Here is a 16451-nt window from a genome sequence, read left to right as displayed (position 1 = left end):
AACTAAGGAGAAGGGCTGTGTTACACGCTATTTTAATACTTGCAACAATAGTAGCTACAGGGATTTTATTAACCCGGCAAGCTTCAATTTCAGTATGGGCAATTTGTTTTTCGATGTTTGCGGCCTTGGTTATGAACTATGGCAATCCAGGATTATTCACTGAGATCCTTTTATGGTCCATAGCCATTCTTTTAGTTTTAAGTTCCATAAAATCCTTAAGAAGAGAATTATTATCAAAGCATCTTTTTAAAATAGTAACTAAAGCAATGCCTGCAATGTCCTCTACTGAACGAGAGGCATTAGAGGCGGGAACTGTCAGCTGGGAAGGGGACTTATTTAGTGGTGCTCCAAATTTTTCATTGTTAAGAAAAGCACCAGCTGTGTCTTTAACGCAGGAAGAAAAGGCGTTTATGGATGGTCCAGTCCAAGAGCTTTGTGCCATGATTGATGATTGGGATATTACTCATAATCACACTGATCTACCTCCGGAAGTATGGAAATTTATTAAAGAAAATCGTTTTTTAGGGATGATTATTCCTAAACAATATGGTGGTTTGGAATTCTCAGCTACTGCTCAAATGTCAATTCTTGTTAAAATTTATGGTCTATCAATTACTGCAGCCACTACTATTTGCGTACCTAACTCATTAGGCCCAGGTGAATTGTTGCTTAAATACGGCACAGAAGCACAAAAAAACTATTATTTACCTCGATTGGCAGACGGTCGTGAAGTTCCCTGTTTCGCTTTAACAGGACCAAATGCTGGTTCTGATGCAGCTTCAATTCCAGATGAAGGGATTGTATGTCGTCAGGAATTTAATGGTGAGCAGGTTCTTGGAGTGCGTCTAAACTGGAATAAACGTTACATCACCTTATGTCCTGTAGCTACAGTTATAGGATTGGCATTCAGAATGTTTGACCCTGATAATTTATTAGGAAAAGGTGAGGATATAGGCATCACTTGTGCACTTATTCCAGCAGATACACAGGGTGTTACAAAAGGGCGTAGGCATTTCCCCTTAAATATTGGATTTCTGAATGGTCCTACCCAGGGTAAAGATGTATTTGTTCCTATGGATTATTTAATTGGTGGACAAGAAATGGCGGGTCATGGCTGGAGCATGCTAATGGAATGCCTAAGTGCAGGCAGAGCTATCTCCTTACCTTCAAGTGCAAGCGGTGGGGCTCAAGTCATTGCTTTAGCATCAGGAGCCTATGCAAGAATCCGCAAGCAATTTAATCAATCTATTGGTAAATTTGAAGGTATTGAAGAGCCATTGGCTCGAATAGCAGCGTCTACATATATAATTGATGCATCTCTAACTATGGCTGCGGCTGCAATAGATCATGGAGCAAAACCTTCTGTTGCCGGGGCAATATTAAAATATCATACCACCGAACGTGCTCGACAGCTTGCCTGTGATGGTATGGATATTCATGGTGGAAAAGGGATTTGTCTTGGTCCCAATAACTATCTAGGCAGAGGTTATCAAGGCACTCCAATTGCGATTACCGTAGAAGGGGCTAATATTCTAACGCGTAGTTTGATTATTTTTGGTCAAGGTGCAGTTCGTTGCCATCCCTATGTTTTTAAAGAGCTTGAAAGTGTAAGAAACAATGATTTAACAGAGTTTGATAAGGTGTTTTTTGGACATGTAGGATTTGTTATAGCTAATTTCACTAAGTCTTTAATATTTGCATGGACTGATGCATGGATGACCAAAGCCCCCCCGAGTAGCGTGAAAAGATATTACCAATTGATACATAAATACAGTACTAATTTGGCATTTCTTGCTGATTTTTCTATGGCTGTTATAGGCGGGAATTTGAAGCGTAAAGAGAAATTATCAGCCCGTCTAGGCGATATGCTAAGTTGTTTATATATGGCGTCAGCAGTACTGAAACGTTTTTATGAGGATGGGGAGCCACAAGCCGATTTGCCATTAGTTCAGTACTCTTGCCAACAATTATTACATGAGTGTGAAACAGCCATGCACGGTGTTATTATTAATTTCCCTGCACGCTGGGCTAGAATAGCTTTGCATTTAATTTTAAAACCTTTAGGAAATAGAAGAAATAAACCTGATGACCACTTAGGACATAAACTAGCAAGAATTTTAATTGAACCTAATGAAACTCGAAATCGCCTAACCCGTCTGGTATACCATGAAGCAGGTGAAAATTGCCCATTAGGCCGGCTAGAAGAAGCATTCCATAAAGTATGTGCTGCAGAGGAATTAGAGAAAAAGGTCATGAAAGCAGCGAAAGATCATGTATTAAAATCTCTGACTTTCCTTGATCAGATTAAAGAAGCGTTACATTGTGAGATATTAACCCCAGTCGAAGCCAAACAATTGGAAGAAGCTGAGATAGCGAGGCAAGAAATTATTAAAGTAGATGATTTTGCTGATGACGAGCTACGTCGTCCCTCTTCATTAAATGAAGTAAAATCCAGAAGTAAAATGATAGCTAAAGATGATGTAGAAACAGAGATAGTATAAAATACTATGATCTAGAGATGGTAAAAACATCTGTGATCTGCCGACAATTGGTATTTCGACATCCCGCGACTTGTTCGCGGGATCCAGTTAGAGATCTTGGCGAGCAATTTTTCTGTTTTTTTTCGTATTTCCTCTGGATGTCAAACAAGCTGCAGTAGGTAGGGTGATAGGGTTGTAAAAGATAAATGGTCAACAAGCCCTGGTTGATAATAGGAACCTCTCTATTAAATTTTAAGCTCCGAATTATCATCAAGACTCGGCTCAGTAGTTAAAGAGGTTAACTGAGATTTATAATTTTTTTGGGTGCTTATAATTTTTGAGACATCTGGAAAGATTGTTTTGAATGCCTTCAGGGCATCGGCATCACTCGCTTTAGTTTTTAGAAAATCATGCAGCCCTTTTCCATCGTCGTATCCAATTCTTTTTCCCAAGTATTCTGCTATTTTTTTATCTACAATTGGCAATATTTTATTAAATTGGTTCGTACTTAATTTTTCAAAAAGTCTAATCATGTCTTCACTTGAATCTGATTGGATAGTACTAAACGAGATTGTTTTCAAGAGTGCTTTAATTTGATCATTCGACAAGTATTGTATGCACTCCCCCAATTGGGCAAAGTTGGGTTTCATATCCTTGATAAAATTCTTCGTGGCATTAAAGACCATTTTTCGCTGATCTGCTGTAAACATCATACTCATCACTCCATTGAGGTCATCCATATTTTCCAGTAGTGAGATTATTCCCGGTTTTCTTAACATCGCTTCAATTTTTAAGGGGGGAATAAAACGGATAATAGTTCCTAATTGGTTTGCATTTGTGATCAGTGGAAGTAAATTTGAGATGATGATCTCTGATGCTGCTTCTCTTGAACTTTCTGACATTTGGTATAGAAGCTCAGCTATTTCATCTGCATTTGTTGCATCTCTAATAGCAACTATTGCCTTAGAACTATCCTTCATGTTTTTGGGTTTAGTCTGATATGTTTGTGTTTCATCCAGATATGTTGATAATCCAGGATGAAAAATCACATTCTCTTTCAAAAAAGTACCCATATGTTTTTTAAGCTCAGAATAGTATTTACTTGGGATTTCTTCTTTAACCCTTTTTAAACTATTTAAAATATGGTTGTGAAATTCTTGTTTTTGGCTGAGAGTAGCAGCTTCAATAGGAAATGAATGTAATTGTTCATAAACTGCGACTCTAAATTTATCCATTGCTTTTTTGATGTTCTCATCATCAATTTTTCTAAAAATATATTGATTAATATTTTCAAATTCGACTATGAACTCTCTTAATGCTTTGCCATTATCAGAATTATCAGTGCTTATTTTTTTATAAAGCTCATCCTTAGAAGTAAAATTTGGTACAAGATCCAATGCATATAAACTTTGACCCAATTTGATACTTGCTCTACGTTCAACTTCTCGTCCCTTTATATTGATATGATAGTATAATAGATTCTTATATCGATCTGATAGTTTTACTCGTCCATTAACACCAACATGGAATTTTTGTTGTAATATCTTTGGCACGAAAAACATAGAGTCTTTTTCTTCAGGATAATACTTTGGATCATTAATATAGGCGCGGTTTTCTGGACACAAAAAAAGGTTTTTTAAGAGCTATTCTTCTTAATACAAAGAGGAGAATAAAATGTCTAAAAAGCGAGCTTATTATACGGCGGCCAAGAAGGCAAAAATAACGCTAGCTGCGATTGAGGGGAAACTCACACAAGCGCAAATTACCAGTGAATACGGTGTTCACGCAACGCAGGTAAAAACTTGGAAGCAATCGGCCATCAAAGCCATTAACGATTTATTCTCTGGGGCTAATGAAAAAGAAGCCAAGTCCCAAGAGCAGCTTGTTGAGGCATTATATCAAGAAATTGGTCGACTTCAAGCGCAGCTATCTTGGCTAAAAAAAAAGCATGAACTTTAGTCTGGATGAAAAGCGCGTCATGATTGATCCTCTTGCCGAGCTCACCATTCGTGAACAATGCTTGCTATTAGACTTGCCTGTTTCAAGTTATTATTATAGTGCCAAGCCCATTTCTGTCGAAGATGAAGCGCTTATGGCGCTACTTGATGAGCACTATCTGCAGTATCCATGTGAAGGTAAAATTAAGCGGGCAAGATGGCTGTCAAAAGAAGTAGGCTATCCTGTTGGTAAACGTCGAGTAAAAAAGTTGATGGAAATGATGGGGTTATCGACTGTTTACCCAAAGCCAAATACAAGCGTTCCCAATAAGGAGCATGAGGTGTTCCCTTATTTATTAAAAGAGGTGGATATCACCAAACCAAATCAGGTTTGGGCCGCAGATATCACCTACATCCGCATGAAAGGAAAGCATGTGTATTTAGTAGCTATTATGGACTGGTATAGTCGTTATGTGATTGGATGGGCTATTTCACCTACTATGGAGGCTGAATTTTGTATTGAGGCGCTTAGAAACGCTTTGCTGCATTCGCGTTGTGAGATCTTTAACACGGATCAGGGTTCTCAATTTACCTCAAAAGATTGGATAAATACGCTAAAATCTCACCACATTTCTATCAGCATGGATGGGCGAGGACGTTATTTAGATAATATATTTATCGAGCGATTGTGGCGTAGTGTTAAGCAAGAAAAAATCTACCGGTATGATTTTGATACAATTGAAGAGGTTGAGCTGGCCTTAACGGAGTATTTTGAGTATTATAATAACCGAAGGCTTCACCAGTCCTTTAATTATTTAACGCCCGCAGAGGTGTATTATGGCCGGAAAAGACCATAAACCCTAAATGAGAGCGTCATGACTTACCCACAAGGCCCACAGGCCTATACGAGAAAGTGAAGCTCTCCTGACCTGTGGACTTGTGGATAAGTCATTCTGATAGAGTTGTGGTAAAATGACCTAAGACAATTCGTAGTAGCAATCACTATTCATACGGTATTGAGTAGGTTTAAATAGGTTAATTTGAGTGAATTTTTAACTATAAATGATGGATGAATAGCTCTTATTTTTCCTTAATTTTGTTCCAGACATGCGGACCCATATCACATCAATAAGTCCTGATTTCTCAAGATAATCAACTTTGTGATTTAAACTTTTCAGACTGAATTTAAGATGATAGGTTTTTGGTAATGTAGAAATTGATGCGTTACACTGCTCACTAAATAAAGGAGCCATTTGTCTATAAAATTTATTATGTAGGGGATCAACATTTTTTTTATATACACCTAAAATAACATCGGCCTGATGTAAATTTTTGCAATCACGTAAATCGTGATTTTTATAAAATTCGGTGCCTTTCTTTTTTGCATTTTGTTTGCTATTACCAGGTACTGGGTCCTCGGCAAAGAGAGCTATAGGTATGTTCAAATCATCTAGATGACGCGCTGCAGCAAAAGTAGTTACTGCCCCTCGACTAAAACCAGCTAAATTAATAGAGTCTACTGGCGCATCATCAGAATTAACACCCTCAATAATAATGGAATTACCAAATTTTCTTTTTAATTTAGAAAATGACAATTCACCTTTAATATTGAAGCAATCACGTAATTTCGAAGAAACAACATCCAGGTTGGGCGAAAGGTATCCTACGCCTGGAGTTTTACCTCCAATAGAAAAGTCTTGGCAGCCATTGAAATATACTCTTACTACATCATCCTTAAAGGTTTGCTGATCATAAGACCATTTCACATCTTTAGCTTTGTCGCCAGTTCCGGAAAATACGAAAAGTATTTTTTTACCCATAGTACATCTCACTAGCAATTAATGTTCTACTATTAAAATAATAGTACATATAAAAAACAATTGCTGGAGTTGTCATGACCGATTCTATAACAATGAGCAAGAAGGATGAGTACTTTGTTTCCATAGTGAAACAAGACATACATAGTTTTATGATGCTGGGAGTAATGCATAATGGGTCACCAAAACTATTGGCTAGGGTCGGTAAAACTAATGACATTGATCCTGATTTTGGTAAAACAGTATTGATGACTGGGAAGGCGATCAGTTTCGGAACCTTATCCAGAATTACTGATGAAGGATTATGGCGCAGTAAAGATAGTGTAGCAGTTATTAATTACCAGGCTTATGCTATTAATTATGAGCAATTTAAACAATTTTTAGAACTTACTGCTGAGATTGAAAAAAAACAGTTAGTAAATCCTGATATAAGTGCAGGTATTCTCAGAGTTTATCGTAAAAATCATCCTAATGAAGAAGTTACGGACAAAAAAATTATGGAGGATGAGGCAATTAAGTGCTATGTTCCAGTTAGTGAAGAGGCAGATAATGACGAGGTTAGATTTGAGCTCAAGGCACTGAAAGATTGTAACTTTACTGTTTCAGATCAGGCTAAGGTTGAGAAAATTTCAAAAGAGGTTCAGGAAATACACATATCTAATACCTGTCGTACCTCCGCTTTAAATATCGTGGAGGTTGTTCTTGGTTTTGCAACCGATGTTTCCAAATATTTTTTTGTCAGTCCTAAATATAAGACACTGTTAATAGCGGGTCAACCTGATAAAGAAAGTTTTTATATTTTTCCACCCCCACCCAATGTTTTTAAAGAATCAAGTGACCAGCAGCATCGTATATTAAGCAAACTATATAAAAGAATGGAGGAGATTCCTTTATCCAATCCAGAAGATCCTAAAACTCGAGCTAAGTTCGATGCTATAAAAACAATGTATAACGATATTGCAGGTCAAAATACCCTTACTGCCACACAACTTTTAGGATCGATTATGAAGTATGAAGCTGAAAAGAGCCAAGCTTTATTTGAGAAGCGTTCACCCGGTTTTTTTAGTAACTTATTTTCATTGAGTTCTTCTACAGAAAGATTGTTCAAATCAATTAAAAGTGAATTAGAAAAAGAAAAAGCAAGTGAAAAAGCAGATGAAGACGTACCAACTAACGGACCGAATTTGAGTTAACAGATATAAGCTGGATTAATTCTGATAAATCTGACATAAAAGTTGCCAATTAATTATTTTTTTTCACGCTCAAAGATTAACAATTATTTGATAACAAGTAGTTTTTGTTATATTACCATGGGCTATGATGGGTGAGCCAACAAAGCCCCGTAAAATCAAGGTGTTGTTTTGCTCGTATTGTCTGAAAAGTTGCGTACGTGTTGGTTTCTTGTTTGTAGATCAATCCGATCAAGTTGTGAAAAAATTGATGGTAAGTGGTTAAAGGCAGGAGATTGATTCAGTTTCTCCCGCATCGTCACAATAGTAACCGGATTAATATCATTGGATAGCAAAAGCTCTCTGATCCTTTCAAGATGTATGGTACGGAATATTTCTCCTGTGCCAAATACAGTAGTCTCCTGCTTGAAAAATGTCCATTTTCCATACGCCTGCAATGATGGTACTTTTCCTTCATCTAATTGCTGTAAATGCGCTTTATGTTGTGACAAAATGGCGTCCTTCTCATTACCTAACAATTTGTAAATAACAGCCTGTTCTTTTAAAAGTTCTGAAGATTTAATAAGTTTATTTGCTTTATCATATGTTTTCAATGCATTATTAAGTTTGCCCTGTTGATGATAAATTCTGGCAATACATACAAGCACCTCCCCATTTTGGTTATTGAGTTTAACAGCTTGCTCTAAATCAGTATAGTGGACCCCAAAAATGAGACAGTGGTGTAAAATAGAAACCATTGTTAAACGGGGTACCAAGTGGCTAAAAAAAAATTTACATCTGACTTCAAAGCAAAGGTAGCAATTGAGGCATTAAAAAGTCACAAGACGACCAATGAATTGGCATCTGAATTTGAGGTGCATGCAACACAAATCAATCTGTGGAAAAAACAATTACTGGATGGAAGCAAGCAATTGTTTAGCGGCAAGCATGACAAAGACATGGACTCCATCATACAAGAACGAGATCGATTATACACGCAAATAGGCCAGCTAGCGGTTGAGTTAGACTGGCTTAAAAAAAAGACCGGTCATCTAAGTTGAGCGTGCGGGAGAAGCGAGCCATGATTGATGTCAATCACCCTACACTCAGCATCGTACGCCAATGTGCATTGGTTAATTTGTCACGCGCTAGCTACTATCGCACTGCTGGCGAAGGAATATGTACCGAGAGCCCAGAGAATCTGGCTTTGATGGTCTTGATTGATGAGGAATACATGCGCCATCCTTTCTATGGAAGCAGAAAGATGCGTTCTTATTTACGTCGCCTTGGCCATGACGTTAACCGTAAGAGAGTGCAGCGTTTGATGCGGATCATGGGTCTGGTTTCAGTGGCACCAAAGCCGAATACGAGTAAAAAGAACAAGGAACAAAAGGTTTATCCCTACTTGCTACGTGGTTTAGTGATTGATCGACCCAATCAGGTTTGGTGCACCGATATTACCTACGTTAGGATGCAAGGAGGCTTTGTATATTTGGTGGCAATAATGGACTGGTATAGCCGCAAGGTGCTCTCTTGGAAGGTATCAAACAGCATGGATGATGACTTTTGTGTAAGCGCGTTGGAGAGCGCCATCAGGCTCCACGGCAGGCCTGATATTTTTAATACGGATCAAGGCTCCCAGTTTACCAGTAAGGCGTTTACCGATGTTTTAAAAGACCATGACATCAAAATTAGCATGGACGGGAAAGGTCGATGGATGGATAATGTGTTCATTGAACGGCTATGGCGTTCAGTCAAATATGAAGATATTTACATAAAAGAATACGGAACAGTTTTAGCACTACGAAATGGTTTAAGGGTGTATTTCAAGTTTTATAACGACGAAAGACCTCATCAATCATTTGGAATATACACGCCGTCAGAGGTTTATGCTGGCCTATATGAGGCTGCAGCGTAATGGAATGCCTGTGGATATGTGGACGCGTCCTGCGGATCAGCCATCGCCCTTCGGGACATGTGGACAAGCCATGGATAACAAAAAGACGTTATCCACCGCTTGACCACACTCGATGGCTTCGCGCCCACATACCCACAGGCTCAATAACAGGTGTTTCATTAACTGCTATTGTGGTTGACTCGTGTGCTACGCACCCTCGTCAACGAAAGAAAGTAGAATTAAAGTTATATCTTAAATTAAACGGATCGCTGTCTTGACAATGGGGTCCACTGTACAGTTAATGCTGCAGACAGATTTTCTTGACGGAAATAAAGCTCACCTCGGCTACCAAAAGCTAAGGCATTATTCGGATCAAGAATAATAGCCCGGTCTAAATCAGTTAATGCTGCGCCCAAATTTCCTTGTTTTCTAGATACCTCACCTCGGTTTGCTAATGCGAGGGTATTATTCGGATCAATCTCTATAGCCCGGTCTAAATCAGTTAATGCTGCACTCAAATTTCCTTGTTTTCTAGATACCTCACCTCGGTTTGCTAATGCAAGGGCATTATTCGGATCAACCTCAATAGCCCGGTTCAAATCAGGTAAGGCAACATCCAGCCAGTTTAGGTTAATATAAACCGCGCCTCGGTTTGCTAAAGCTAAGGTATTATTTGGATCAAGCTCAATAGATCGGTTCAGATCAGTTAATGCATCACGGTCGCTTTGTTGTATTCTATAAACCGCACCTCGGTTTGCTAAAGCAAGGACATTATTCGGCTCAAGCTCAATAGCCCGGTTCAAATCAGCTAATGCAGCAATCAGGTTTCTTTTTTCTCTATAAACTTCACCTCTGTTGGCTAAAGCAGGGGAATAATTCGGATTAATAGAAATAGCCCGGTTCAAATCAACTAATGCAGCACCCAAGCTTCCTTGTCTCCTATATACCTCACCTCGGAATGTTAAAAATAAGGCACTATCGGGATTAATAGAAATAGCCATCTCTAAATCAGCTAATGCAGCATCCAGGTTTCCTTGTATTTTATAAATATCGGCTCGGATTGATAAAACAAAGTCTTTCTTTGGATCAATAACAAGAATCTTGTTTAAATCTACTAATGCAGCATCCAGTTTTCCTTGTAGTCTATAAACCTCACCTCGATTAGTTAAAGCATGTATCTCGTTCGGATTGATACCAATAGCCTGGTTCAAATCAGATAATGCAGCATCGAATTTTCCTTGTAGTCTATAAAGCTCACCTCGGTGAGCTAACGAATTGATATTATTTGGCCTAAGAATAATATCCTGGTCTAAATCAGCTAATGCGGCATCCAACTTTCCTTGAATTTTATAAATCATACCTCGGTTTATTAAAGCAAGTGGATGATTAGGAGCAAGCTCCATAGCCCTGTTCAAATCATCTAATGCAGCCTCCAGGTTTCCTTGCATTCTATAAGTCGCACCTCGGATTGCCACAGCATGGACATTATTCGGCTCAAGAACAATAGCCTGGTCTAAATCAGCTAAAGCAGCAGCAAAATTTCGTTGTAGTCCATTGATCACCCCTCGGAATACAAAAGCTTGAGTATTGCTAGGATTAATAATAATAGCCTGGTCTAAATCAGCTAAAGCAGCAGCCTGATTTCCTTGCTTTCTGTAAATTTCACTTCTGCGTACCAAAGCTTCATCATTTTTTGGATTGAGTTTAAGACAATTGTTATAAACAATTAAATTTTCCGAATAATTGTTTACTTGAGAAGAGACTTTAGCTAATTTATGAGTGGAAGAAGTTTCTTCCGACTTCTCGTATTTACGTTTTGACATACAATTGCCCTCGCTAATTTTAAAATAGTTTATCGTATTCAAATACAACAAAGATAACGGCGAATTTAAGGTCGTAAGCTAAATTAGAAAGTAGAGAAAGAAGGCAATCAATAAATCAAATCGTGTTCGCTTTTAGGAGGGGATAAAAATATCGCTCTTTGTTTATTATCTACACGACAAACCCGTTTTATTAATTAAAAATCAAGTGAATACCAGTTCTCAAAATTATCCATGATTGAGAAGATAAGTCGTATATGAGGCAATAAACTACTTGATGCCTCACGCGGAAGGAAGATAATACCACTATAAGATCAATAAGCAAACAGTTTGGATTTTTTATTTTTTATAAGGTATTAAGGTTTTGAACAAATCAATGAGCTTGGATTTCATTAAAACAAGATAGTTAATAATTTTCTTTTGTTGACATGCTTTTCATTTATCTCTTTCCTGTCTTAGTCATGTTCAGTAAAACATGACGATAGATACCGCCATAAGAGGAGGTCGACGAAAAGAATATTCTAATTTACTATGCATCTTCTAAAATATCATCCGGCATCGTAATATTAAGCTCTAATACAGCACTGTCTCCGGTTCGTTCAAGGTTGACACTTACTTGATCGCGAGTAATATTTACGTACTTAGCTATGACTGCAAGAATTTCTTCTTGCAGTTTAGGTAAATAATCCGGCGTACTGCGCTGAGAACGTTCATGAGAGATAATAATTTGTAATCGCTCTTTGGCAACTGATGCAGTAGAGTTTCTTCTACGTAAGTAATTAAATATACTCATATTGCCAATTCCTCCTTATTTTTTCCGAATAAGCGACGCAATATTCCTTTACGTTCATTGCTTATGAAGCGCATTGGTCTTTCTTCACCCAGAAAACGAGCAATAGCATCCTGATAAGCAATGCCTGCATCGCTTGCTTCATCTAGAATTACTGGAGTACCAGTATTTGAAGCTTTTAAAACAGATTTTGACTCGGGAATAACTCCGATGAGTGGAATAGCTAATATTTCTTTGACATCATTTACCGAGAGCATTTCGCCGCACTCAACACGGTCAGGATCGTAGCGTGTTAATAATAAGTGCTCTTGAATAGGTGCTGCATTATCAATGGCTCTTTTGGTTTTGCTTGCTAATATACCCAAAATTCGATCAGAGTCTCGAACAGATGAAACCTCAGGATTAGTAACTACAATCGCGTGATCAGCAAAGTACATTGCCATTAGTGCGCCAGTTTCAATCCCTGCTGGTGAATCACAAATGATAAAATCAAAATCTTTTGATAACTCATTAAGAATTTTTTCAACACCTTCGAGCGTAAGGGCATCCTTATCCCGTGTTTGTGATGCGGGAAGTATGCAAAGATTGGGAACACGTTTGTCTTTAATGAGTGCCTGGTTTAGACTTGCCTCACCGTTTATGACATTCACAAAGTCGTATACGACCCGCCTTTCGCAGCCCATAATGATATCCAGATTTCTTAACCCGATATCAAAATCAATAACTACAGTCTTATGCCCAAGCAAAGCAAGACCTGAAGATATAGCTGCTGAAGAAGTAGTTTTTCCTACTCCACCTTTACCTGATGTTATTACAATTATTTTGGCCAACGCTGAACCCATCCTATTGTTCGATTCAACTCAATATTTAACCAACAGTTTACACGTTATTCAATAACTAATTCAAGCTGTCAAGAGCTTCAATTGAAATTAAACTTTTTTATTTTAAAAAAGTGTAATATTTATGATTTAAGTGTTTAACATTTTCTATATTTGTAGTAAACTACTCGGTTAATTTAACTACTGGAGTCAGATAAAAATGTCTCTTAATATTGTACAGCAGTCACTAACCTTTGATGATGTGTTACTTGTACCAGCCCACTCGCTTATCCTTCCTAAAGACGTTTCATTACAAACCAAATTAACGCGTACAATAAATCTGAATATACCTTTGTTGTCAGCTGCTATGGATACAGTAACTGAAGCCAGATTGGCTATTTCTTTAGCCCAGGAAGGTGGTATAGGGATTATTCATAAAAATATGAGCATCAATGATCAGGCTGAAGAAGTTAGAAGAGTTAAAAAATTTGAAAGCGGTATGGTCAAAGATCCTATTGCAGTAACGCCTGATGTCACTGTGCAGAATTTGCTTGAAGTTATGACTCGCTATAATTTTTCTGGTGTACCCGTAGTTGATGGTGTTCATTTAGTTGGTATTGTGACCAGCCGTGATATTCGTTTTGAAACAAATATGTCTTTAACTGTTGGCGAAGTGATGACTCCTAAAGAGAGGTTAGTCACTGTAAAGGAAGGAGCCAGTAGAGAAGAAGTACGTAGCTTGTTACATAAACACCGAATTGAAAAATTACTTGTAGTTAACGATTCTTTTGAGTTACGTGGTTTAATTACTGTGAAAGACATCCAAAAAGCAAAAGATAATCCATATGCCTGTAAAGATGGGGCTGAACAATTACGCGTTGGTGCAGCTGTCGGCGTTGGTGATGGAACTGATGAACGTGTAAGAGCTTTAGTTGAAGCTGGAGTTGATGTTCTTGTTGTTGATACTGCTCATGGTCATTCTCAAGGTGTTATAAATCGGGTGAAGTGGATTAAGAAACACTTTCCTGATGTTCAGGTAATTGGCGGGAATATTGCAACCGCAGCAGCTGCACGTGATTTATATGCTGTAGGTGCTGATGCGGTTAAAGTGGGGATAGGTCCTGGATCAATTTGTACCACTCGGATTGTAACCGGGGTAGGGGTACCTCAAATTAGTGCTATAGCAAACGTGGCCTCGGAGCTTAAAGGAAAAATTCCAATTATTGCTGATGGTGGAATCCGTTTTTCAGGTGACGTATGTAAAGCTTTGGCTGCTGGAGCTGATACGGTAATGCTAGGAGGTATGTTTGCAGGAACAGAAGAGTCTCCGGGTGAAATTGAATTATATCAAGGTCGTACTTATAAAAGCTATAGAGGCATGGGATCTATTGGGGCAATGTCTTTAGACCAAGGCTCAAGCGATCGATATTTCCAGGATATATCTCAAGGAGCTGAAAAACTGGTTCCTGAAGGAATTGAGGGCCGTGTACCTTATAAGGGTCCAGTACAAACAATTGTTCACCAATTATTAGGTGGTTTGCGTTCCTGTATGGGATATACCGGCTGTGCTACTATCGGTGAATTACATACTAAAACAGAATTTGTGCAAGTGACTAATGCGGGTATAAGGGAATCACACGTACACGATGTTAGTATAATCAAACAGGCACCTAATTATCAGGTGGATAATTAACAATGAATGATTTAAAACAACGCCCCTTACTTATCCTCGATTTTGGCTCCCAATATACCCAGCTTATAGCTCGACGTGTTCGAGAAATGGGTGTTTATTGCGAAATTTATCCCTACAACATGGAGCGTGATCAATTTGAACTGCTTCAGCCTTGTGGTGTAATTCTATCTGGTGGGCCTGCAACTGTTACTCATGAGGCTAATCCCAGAGCGCCACAATGGTTATTTACGGCGGGATTGCCGATATTAGGTATTTGCTACGGCATGCAAACTATGTCTGTTCAGCTTGGAGGAGAGGTTCAATCATCTTTAGAGCGAGAGTTTGGGTATGCTGAGGTAAAATTGCTTGGAAACAACATACTTTTTGTTGAAATTGAAGATCGAAGATCAGCTCAGGGGCATGCTTTATTAGATGTTTGGATGAGTCATGGGGATAAAGTGACTCAATTACCCCCGGGTTTTAGCATTATTTGTGAAACACGTAATGCCCCTATTGCTGGGATGGCCGATGAGAGCCGTCAAATGTATGGATTACAATTTCATCCCGAAGTTACTCATACTGCACAGGGGCTTAATATTTTACGCCGTTTTGTCGTGGATATTTGTAAGGCATCTACTACCTGGACTCCTAACCATATTATTGATGAGGCAATTGATAAAATAAGAACACAAGTGGGTGAAGACAAAGTTTTACTTGGTTTATCAGGAGGCGTTGATTCTTCAGTCGTTGCGGCACTTCTGCACAAGGCTATAGGTAAGCAATTAGTATGTGTCTTTGTAGATACTGGATTGCTTCGATTAAATGAAGCGGAACAAGTGATGACTATGTTTGGCCAACATATGGGTATTCATATCATTGCCGTTAATGCTGAAGAGCAATTTTTAAATGCCCTTAAAGGTATTAATTGCCCAGAAGAGAAAAGAAAGATTATTGGACGAACATTTATTGAAGTATTCGATCACGAAGCACAAAAAATTTCAGGGGTAAGCTGGTTGGCTCAAGGCACAATTTATCCGGATGTTATTGAATCTGCAGCTACAAGCACGCATGGCGCTTCCGTTGTAATTAAATCACACCATAACGTGGGTGGTTTACCAGAAAAAATGAAATTAAAATTGTTGGAACCAGTGCGTGAATTATTTAAAGATGAAGTAAGAAAAGTAGGTCTTGAACTGGGATTGCCCCACAGTATGGTTTATAGACACCCATTTCCCGGGCCAGGTTTAGGAGTACGGATTTTAGCTGAAGTTAAAAAGGAATATGCGGAAATTTTACGTAAAGCCGATGCTATTTTTATAGAAGAACTTCATGCTGCAGATCTTTATCATAAAGTTAGCCAGGCTTTTGCTGTCTTCTTACCCGTTAAAAGTGTTGGGGTGATGGGGGATGGGCGTCGTTACGATTACGTCATTTGTTTGCGCGCAGTAGAAACAATTGACTTTATGACTGCTCATTGGTCACATCTACCTTGGGATTTCCTAGCTACAGTATCTAATCGAATTATCAATGAAGTCGATGGCGTGTCGCGAGTAACTTATGATATCTCAGGTAAGCCACCTGCAACTATAGAATGGGAATGAATGACCGATATTGGATGCAGCAAGCATTTCAGCAGGCCCTTCTTGCCCAATTGGAGGGGGAGGTGCCTGTGGGTGCATTATTGGTTAGTAAAGAAAATGAACTACTAGGTATTGGAAGAAACACGATTCAAAACAAGCACGATCCTTCTGAGCATGCCGAATTCAACGCAATCAGGCAGGCATCACAGAAAATTAAAAACCATAGATTATTAAATACAACTCTTTACGTTACTCTTGAACCCTGTGCAATGTGTGCTGGACTTATCGTTCATGCCCGCATCAAGCGTCTTGTATTTGCTACCAGAGATTTTAAAGCGGGAGCTGCTGGATCAGTTTTAAATTTACTGCAGGGATATCCTTTAAATCATAAGGTACTCATTGATGAGGGATTGATGCAGCAAGAGTGTTCCCAACTATTGTCAGATTTTTTCAAGAATTGTCGCTAACTCT

General features: G+C 38.5%; 13 protein-coding genes and 1 pseudogene. 8 read left to right on the top strand and 6 right to left on the bottom strand.

From position 1 onward, the window contains the following. Positions 1 to 17 precede the first annotated feature (17 nt). Positions 18 to 2501, top strand: coding sequence for an acyl-CoA dehydrogenase (locus HRS36_RS10350; protein ID WP_173237252.1), 2484 nt, complete (start codon positions 18 to 20; stop codon positions 2499 to 2501). A gap of 224 nt (positions 2502 to 2725) precedes the next feature. On the opposite strand, the gene HRS36_RS10345 is transcribed toward HRS36_RS10350, so the two are convergent. Next, positions 2726 to 4105 carry a hypothetical protein gene (locus HRS36_RS10345; protein ID WP_173237251.1) on the bottom strand — a complete coding sequence of 460 codons (1380 nt, stop codon included), beginning with the start codon at positions 4103 to 4105 and terminating at the stop codon, positions 2726 to 2728. A gap of 49 nt (positions 4106 to 4154) precedes the next feature. Between HRS36_RS10345 and HRS36_RS10340 the strand changes: the two genes are divergently transcribed. Together HRS36_RS10340 and HRS36_RS10335 are read left to right on the top strand one after the other, a co-directional pair. Then, complete coding sequence (locus HRS36_RS10340) at positions 4155 to 4439, top strand: transposase (RefSeq protein WP_173235475.1); 285 nt, start codon at positions 4155 to 4157, stop codon at positions 4437 to 4439. Further along, the gene (locus HRS36_RS10335) at positions 4429 to 5274 is read left to right on the top strand and encodes an IS3 family transposase (protein WP_173235473.1); all 846 of its coding nucleotides are present in this window, start codon (positions 4429 to 4431) and stop codon (positions 5272 to 5274) included. Before HRS36_RS10340 ends, HRS36_RS10335 begins: the two co-directional genes overlap by 11 nt. A 195-nt stretch (positions 5275 to 5469) precedes the next feature. Here HRS36_RS10335 and HRS36_RS10330 read toward each other — a convergent pair whose 3' ends face one another. Next, positions 5470 to 6237 (bottom strand): hypothetical protein, encoded by a 768-nt coding sequence (locus HRS36_RS10330; protein WP_173237250.1) that lies wholly within the window; start codon positions 6235 to 6237, stop codon positions 5470 to 5472. A gap of 74 nt (positions 6238 to 6311) precedes the next feature. Between HRS36_RS10330 and HRS36_RS10325 the strand changes: the two genes are divergently transcribed. After that, positions 6312 to 7427 carry a hypothetical protein gene (locus HRS36_RS10325; protein ID WP_173237249.1) on the top strand — a complete coding sequence of 372 codons (1116 nt, stop codon included), beginning with the start codon at positions 6312 to 6314 and terminating at the stop codon, positions 7425 to 7427. A gap of 155 nt (positions 7428 to 7582) precedes the next feature. On the opposite strand, the gene HRS36_RS10320 is transcribed toward HRS36_RS10325, so the two are convergent. Next, entirely contained in the window at positions 7583 to 8161 is a 579-nt protein-coding gene (locus HRS36_RS10320) for a tetratricopeptide repeat protein (protein ID WP_173237248.1), read from the bottom strand. Positions 8162 to 8179: 18 nt separating this feature from the next. Here HRS36_RS10320 and HRS36_RS10315 point away from each other — a divergent pair. Next, positions 8180 to 9321, top strand: a pseudogene (locus tag HRS36_RS10315) (IS3 family transposase). A 236-nt stretch (positions 9322 to 9557) separates the two neighbouring features. On the opposite strand, the gene HRS36_RS10310 reads toward HRS36_RS10315, so the two are convergent. The 3 genes from HRS36_RS10310 to minD all read right to left on the bottom strand — a co-directional run bounded on the left by HRS36_RS10310 (position 9558) and on the right by minD (position 12740). Further along, entirely contained in the window at positions 9558 to 11123 is a 1566-nt protein-coding gene (locus tag HRS36_RS10310) for a tetratricopeptide repeat protein (RefSeq protein WP_173237247.1), read from the bottom strand. A gap of 526 nt (positions 11124 to 11649) precedes the next feature. Continuing rightward, complete coding sequence (gene minE, locus HRS36_RS10305) at positions 11650 to 11913, bottom strand: cell division topological specificity factor MinE (RefSeq protein ID WP_173237246.1); 264 nt, start codon at positions 11911 to 11913, stop codon at positions 11650 to 11652. After that, complete coding sequence (gene minD, locus HRS36_RS10300) at positions 11910 to 12740, bottom strand: septum site-determining protein MinD (RefSeq protein ID WP_173237245.1); 831 nt, start codon at positions 12738 to 12740, stop codon at positions 11910 to 11912. Before minD ends, minE begins: the two co-directional genes overlap by 4 nt. Positions 12741 to 12948: 208 nt before the next feature. On the opposite strand from minD, the gene guaB reads away from it, so the two are divergent. Genes guaB through tadA form a run of 3 tightly spaced genes read left to right on the top strand, consistent with a single transcriptional unit; the run spans position 12949 to position 16447 of the window. After that, entirely contained in the window at positions 12949 to 14421 is a 1473-nt protein-coding gene (gene guaB, locus HRS36_RS10295) for an IMP dehydrogenase (RefSeq protein ID WP_173237244.1), read from the top strand. 2 nt (positions 14422 to 14423) lie between these two features. Next, positions 14424 to 16001 carry a glutamine-hydrolyzing GMP synthase gene (gene guaA, locus HRS36_RS10290; RefSeq protein WP_173237243.1) on the top strand — a complete coding sequence of 526 codons (1578 nt, stop codon included), beginning with the start codon at positions 14424 to 14426 and terminating at the stop codon, positions 15999 to 16001. Next, positions 15998 to 16447: a tRNA adenosine(34) deaminase TadA gene (gene tadA, locus HRS36_RS10285; protein ID WP_173237242.1), complete on the top strand. Its 450-nt coding sequence runs from the start codon at positions 15998 to 16000 to the stop codon at positions 16445 to 16447. Before guaA ends, tadA begins: the two co-directional genes overlap by 4 nt. The last annotated feature ends 4 nt before the right edge of the window (positions 16448 to 16451 follow it).

Origin of the sequence: Legionella antarctica, from assembly GCF_011764505.1 — a bacterium.
Classification (GTDB): Bacteria; Pseudomonadota; Gammaproteobacteria; order Legionellales; family Legionellaceae; genus Legionella; species Legionella antarctica.
This window is presented reverse-complemented; position numbering and strand designations above follow the sequence as displayed.

Bases quoted from the DNA above. Each gene is read 5' to 3' on its own strand.
- HRS36_RS10340 (WP_173235475.1), top strand. From the start codon at position 4,155: ATGTCTAAAAAGCGAGCTTATTATACGGCGGCCAAGAAGGCAAAAATA.
- HRS36_RS10335 (WP_173235473.1), top strand. From the start codon at position 4,429: ATGAACTTTAGTCTGGATGAAAAGCGCGTCATGATTGATCCTCTTGCC.
- HRS36_RS10330 (WP_173237250.1), bottom strand. From the start codon at position 6,237: ATGGGTAAAAAAATACTTTTCGTATTTTCCGGAACTGGCGACAAAGCT.
- HRS36_RS10325 (WP_173237249.1), top strand. From the start codon at position 6,312: ATGACCGATTCTATAACAATGAGCAAGAAGGATGAGTACTTTGTTTCC.
- HRS36_RS10320 (WP_173237248.1), bottom strand. From the start codon at position 8,161: ATGGTTTCTATTTTACACCACTGTCTCATTTTTGGGGTCCACTATACT.
- HRS36_RS10310 (WP_173237247.1), bottom strand. From the start codon at position 11,123: ATGTCAAAACGTAAATACGAGAAGTCGGAAGAAACTTCTTCCACTCAT.
- minE (WP_173237246.1), bottom strand. From the start codon at position 11,913: ATGAGTATATTTAATTACTTACGTAGAAGAAACTCTACTGCATCAGTT.
- guaB (WP_173237244.1), top strand. From the start codon at position 12,949: ATGTCTCTTAATATTGTACAGCAGTCACTAACCTTTGATGATGTGTTA.
- guaA (WP_173237243.1), top strand. From the start codon at position 14,424: ATGAATGATTTAAAACAACGCCCCTTACTTATCCTCGATTTTGGCTCC.
- tadA (WP_173237242.1), top strand. From the start codon at position 15,998: ATGAATGACCGATATTGGATGCAGCAAGCATTTCAGCAGGCCCTTCTT.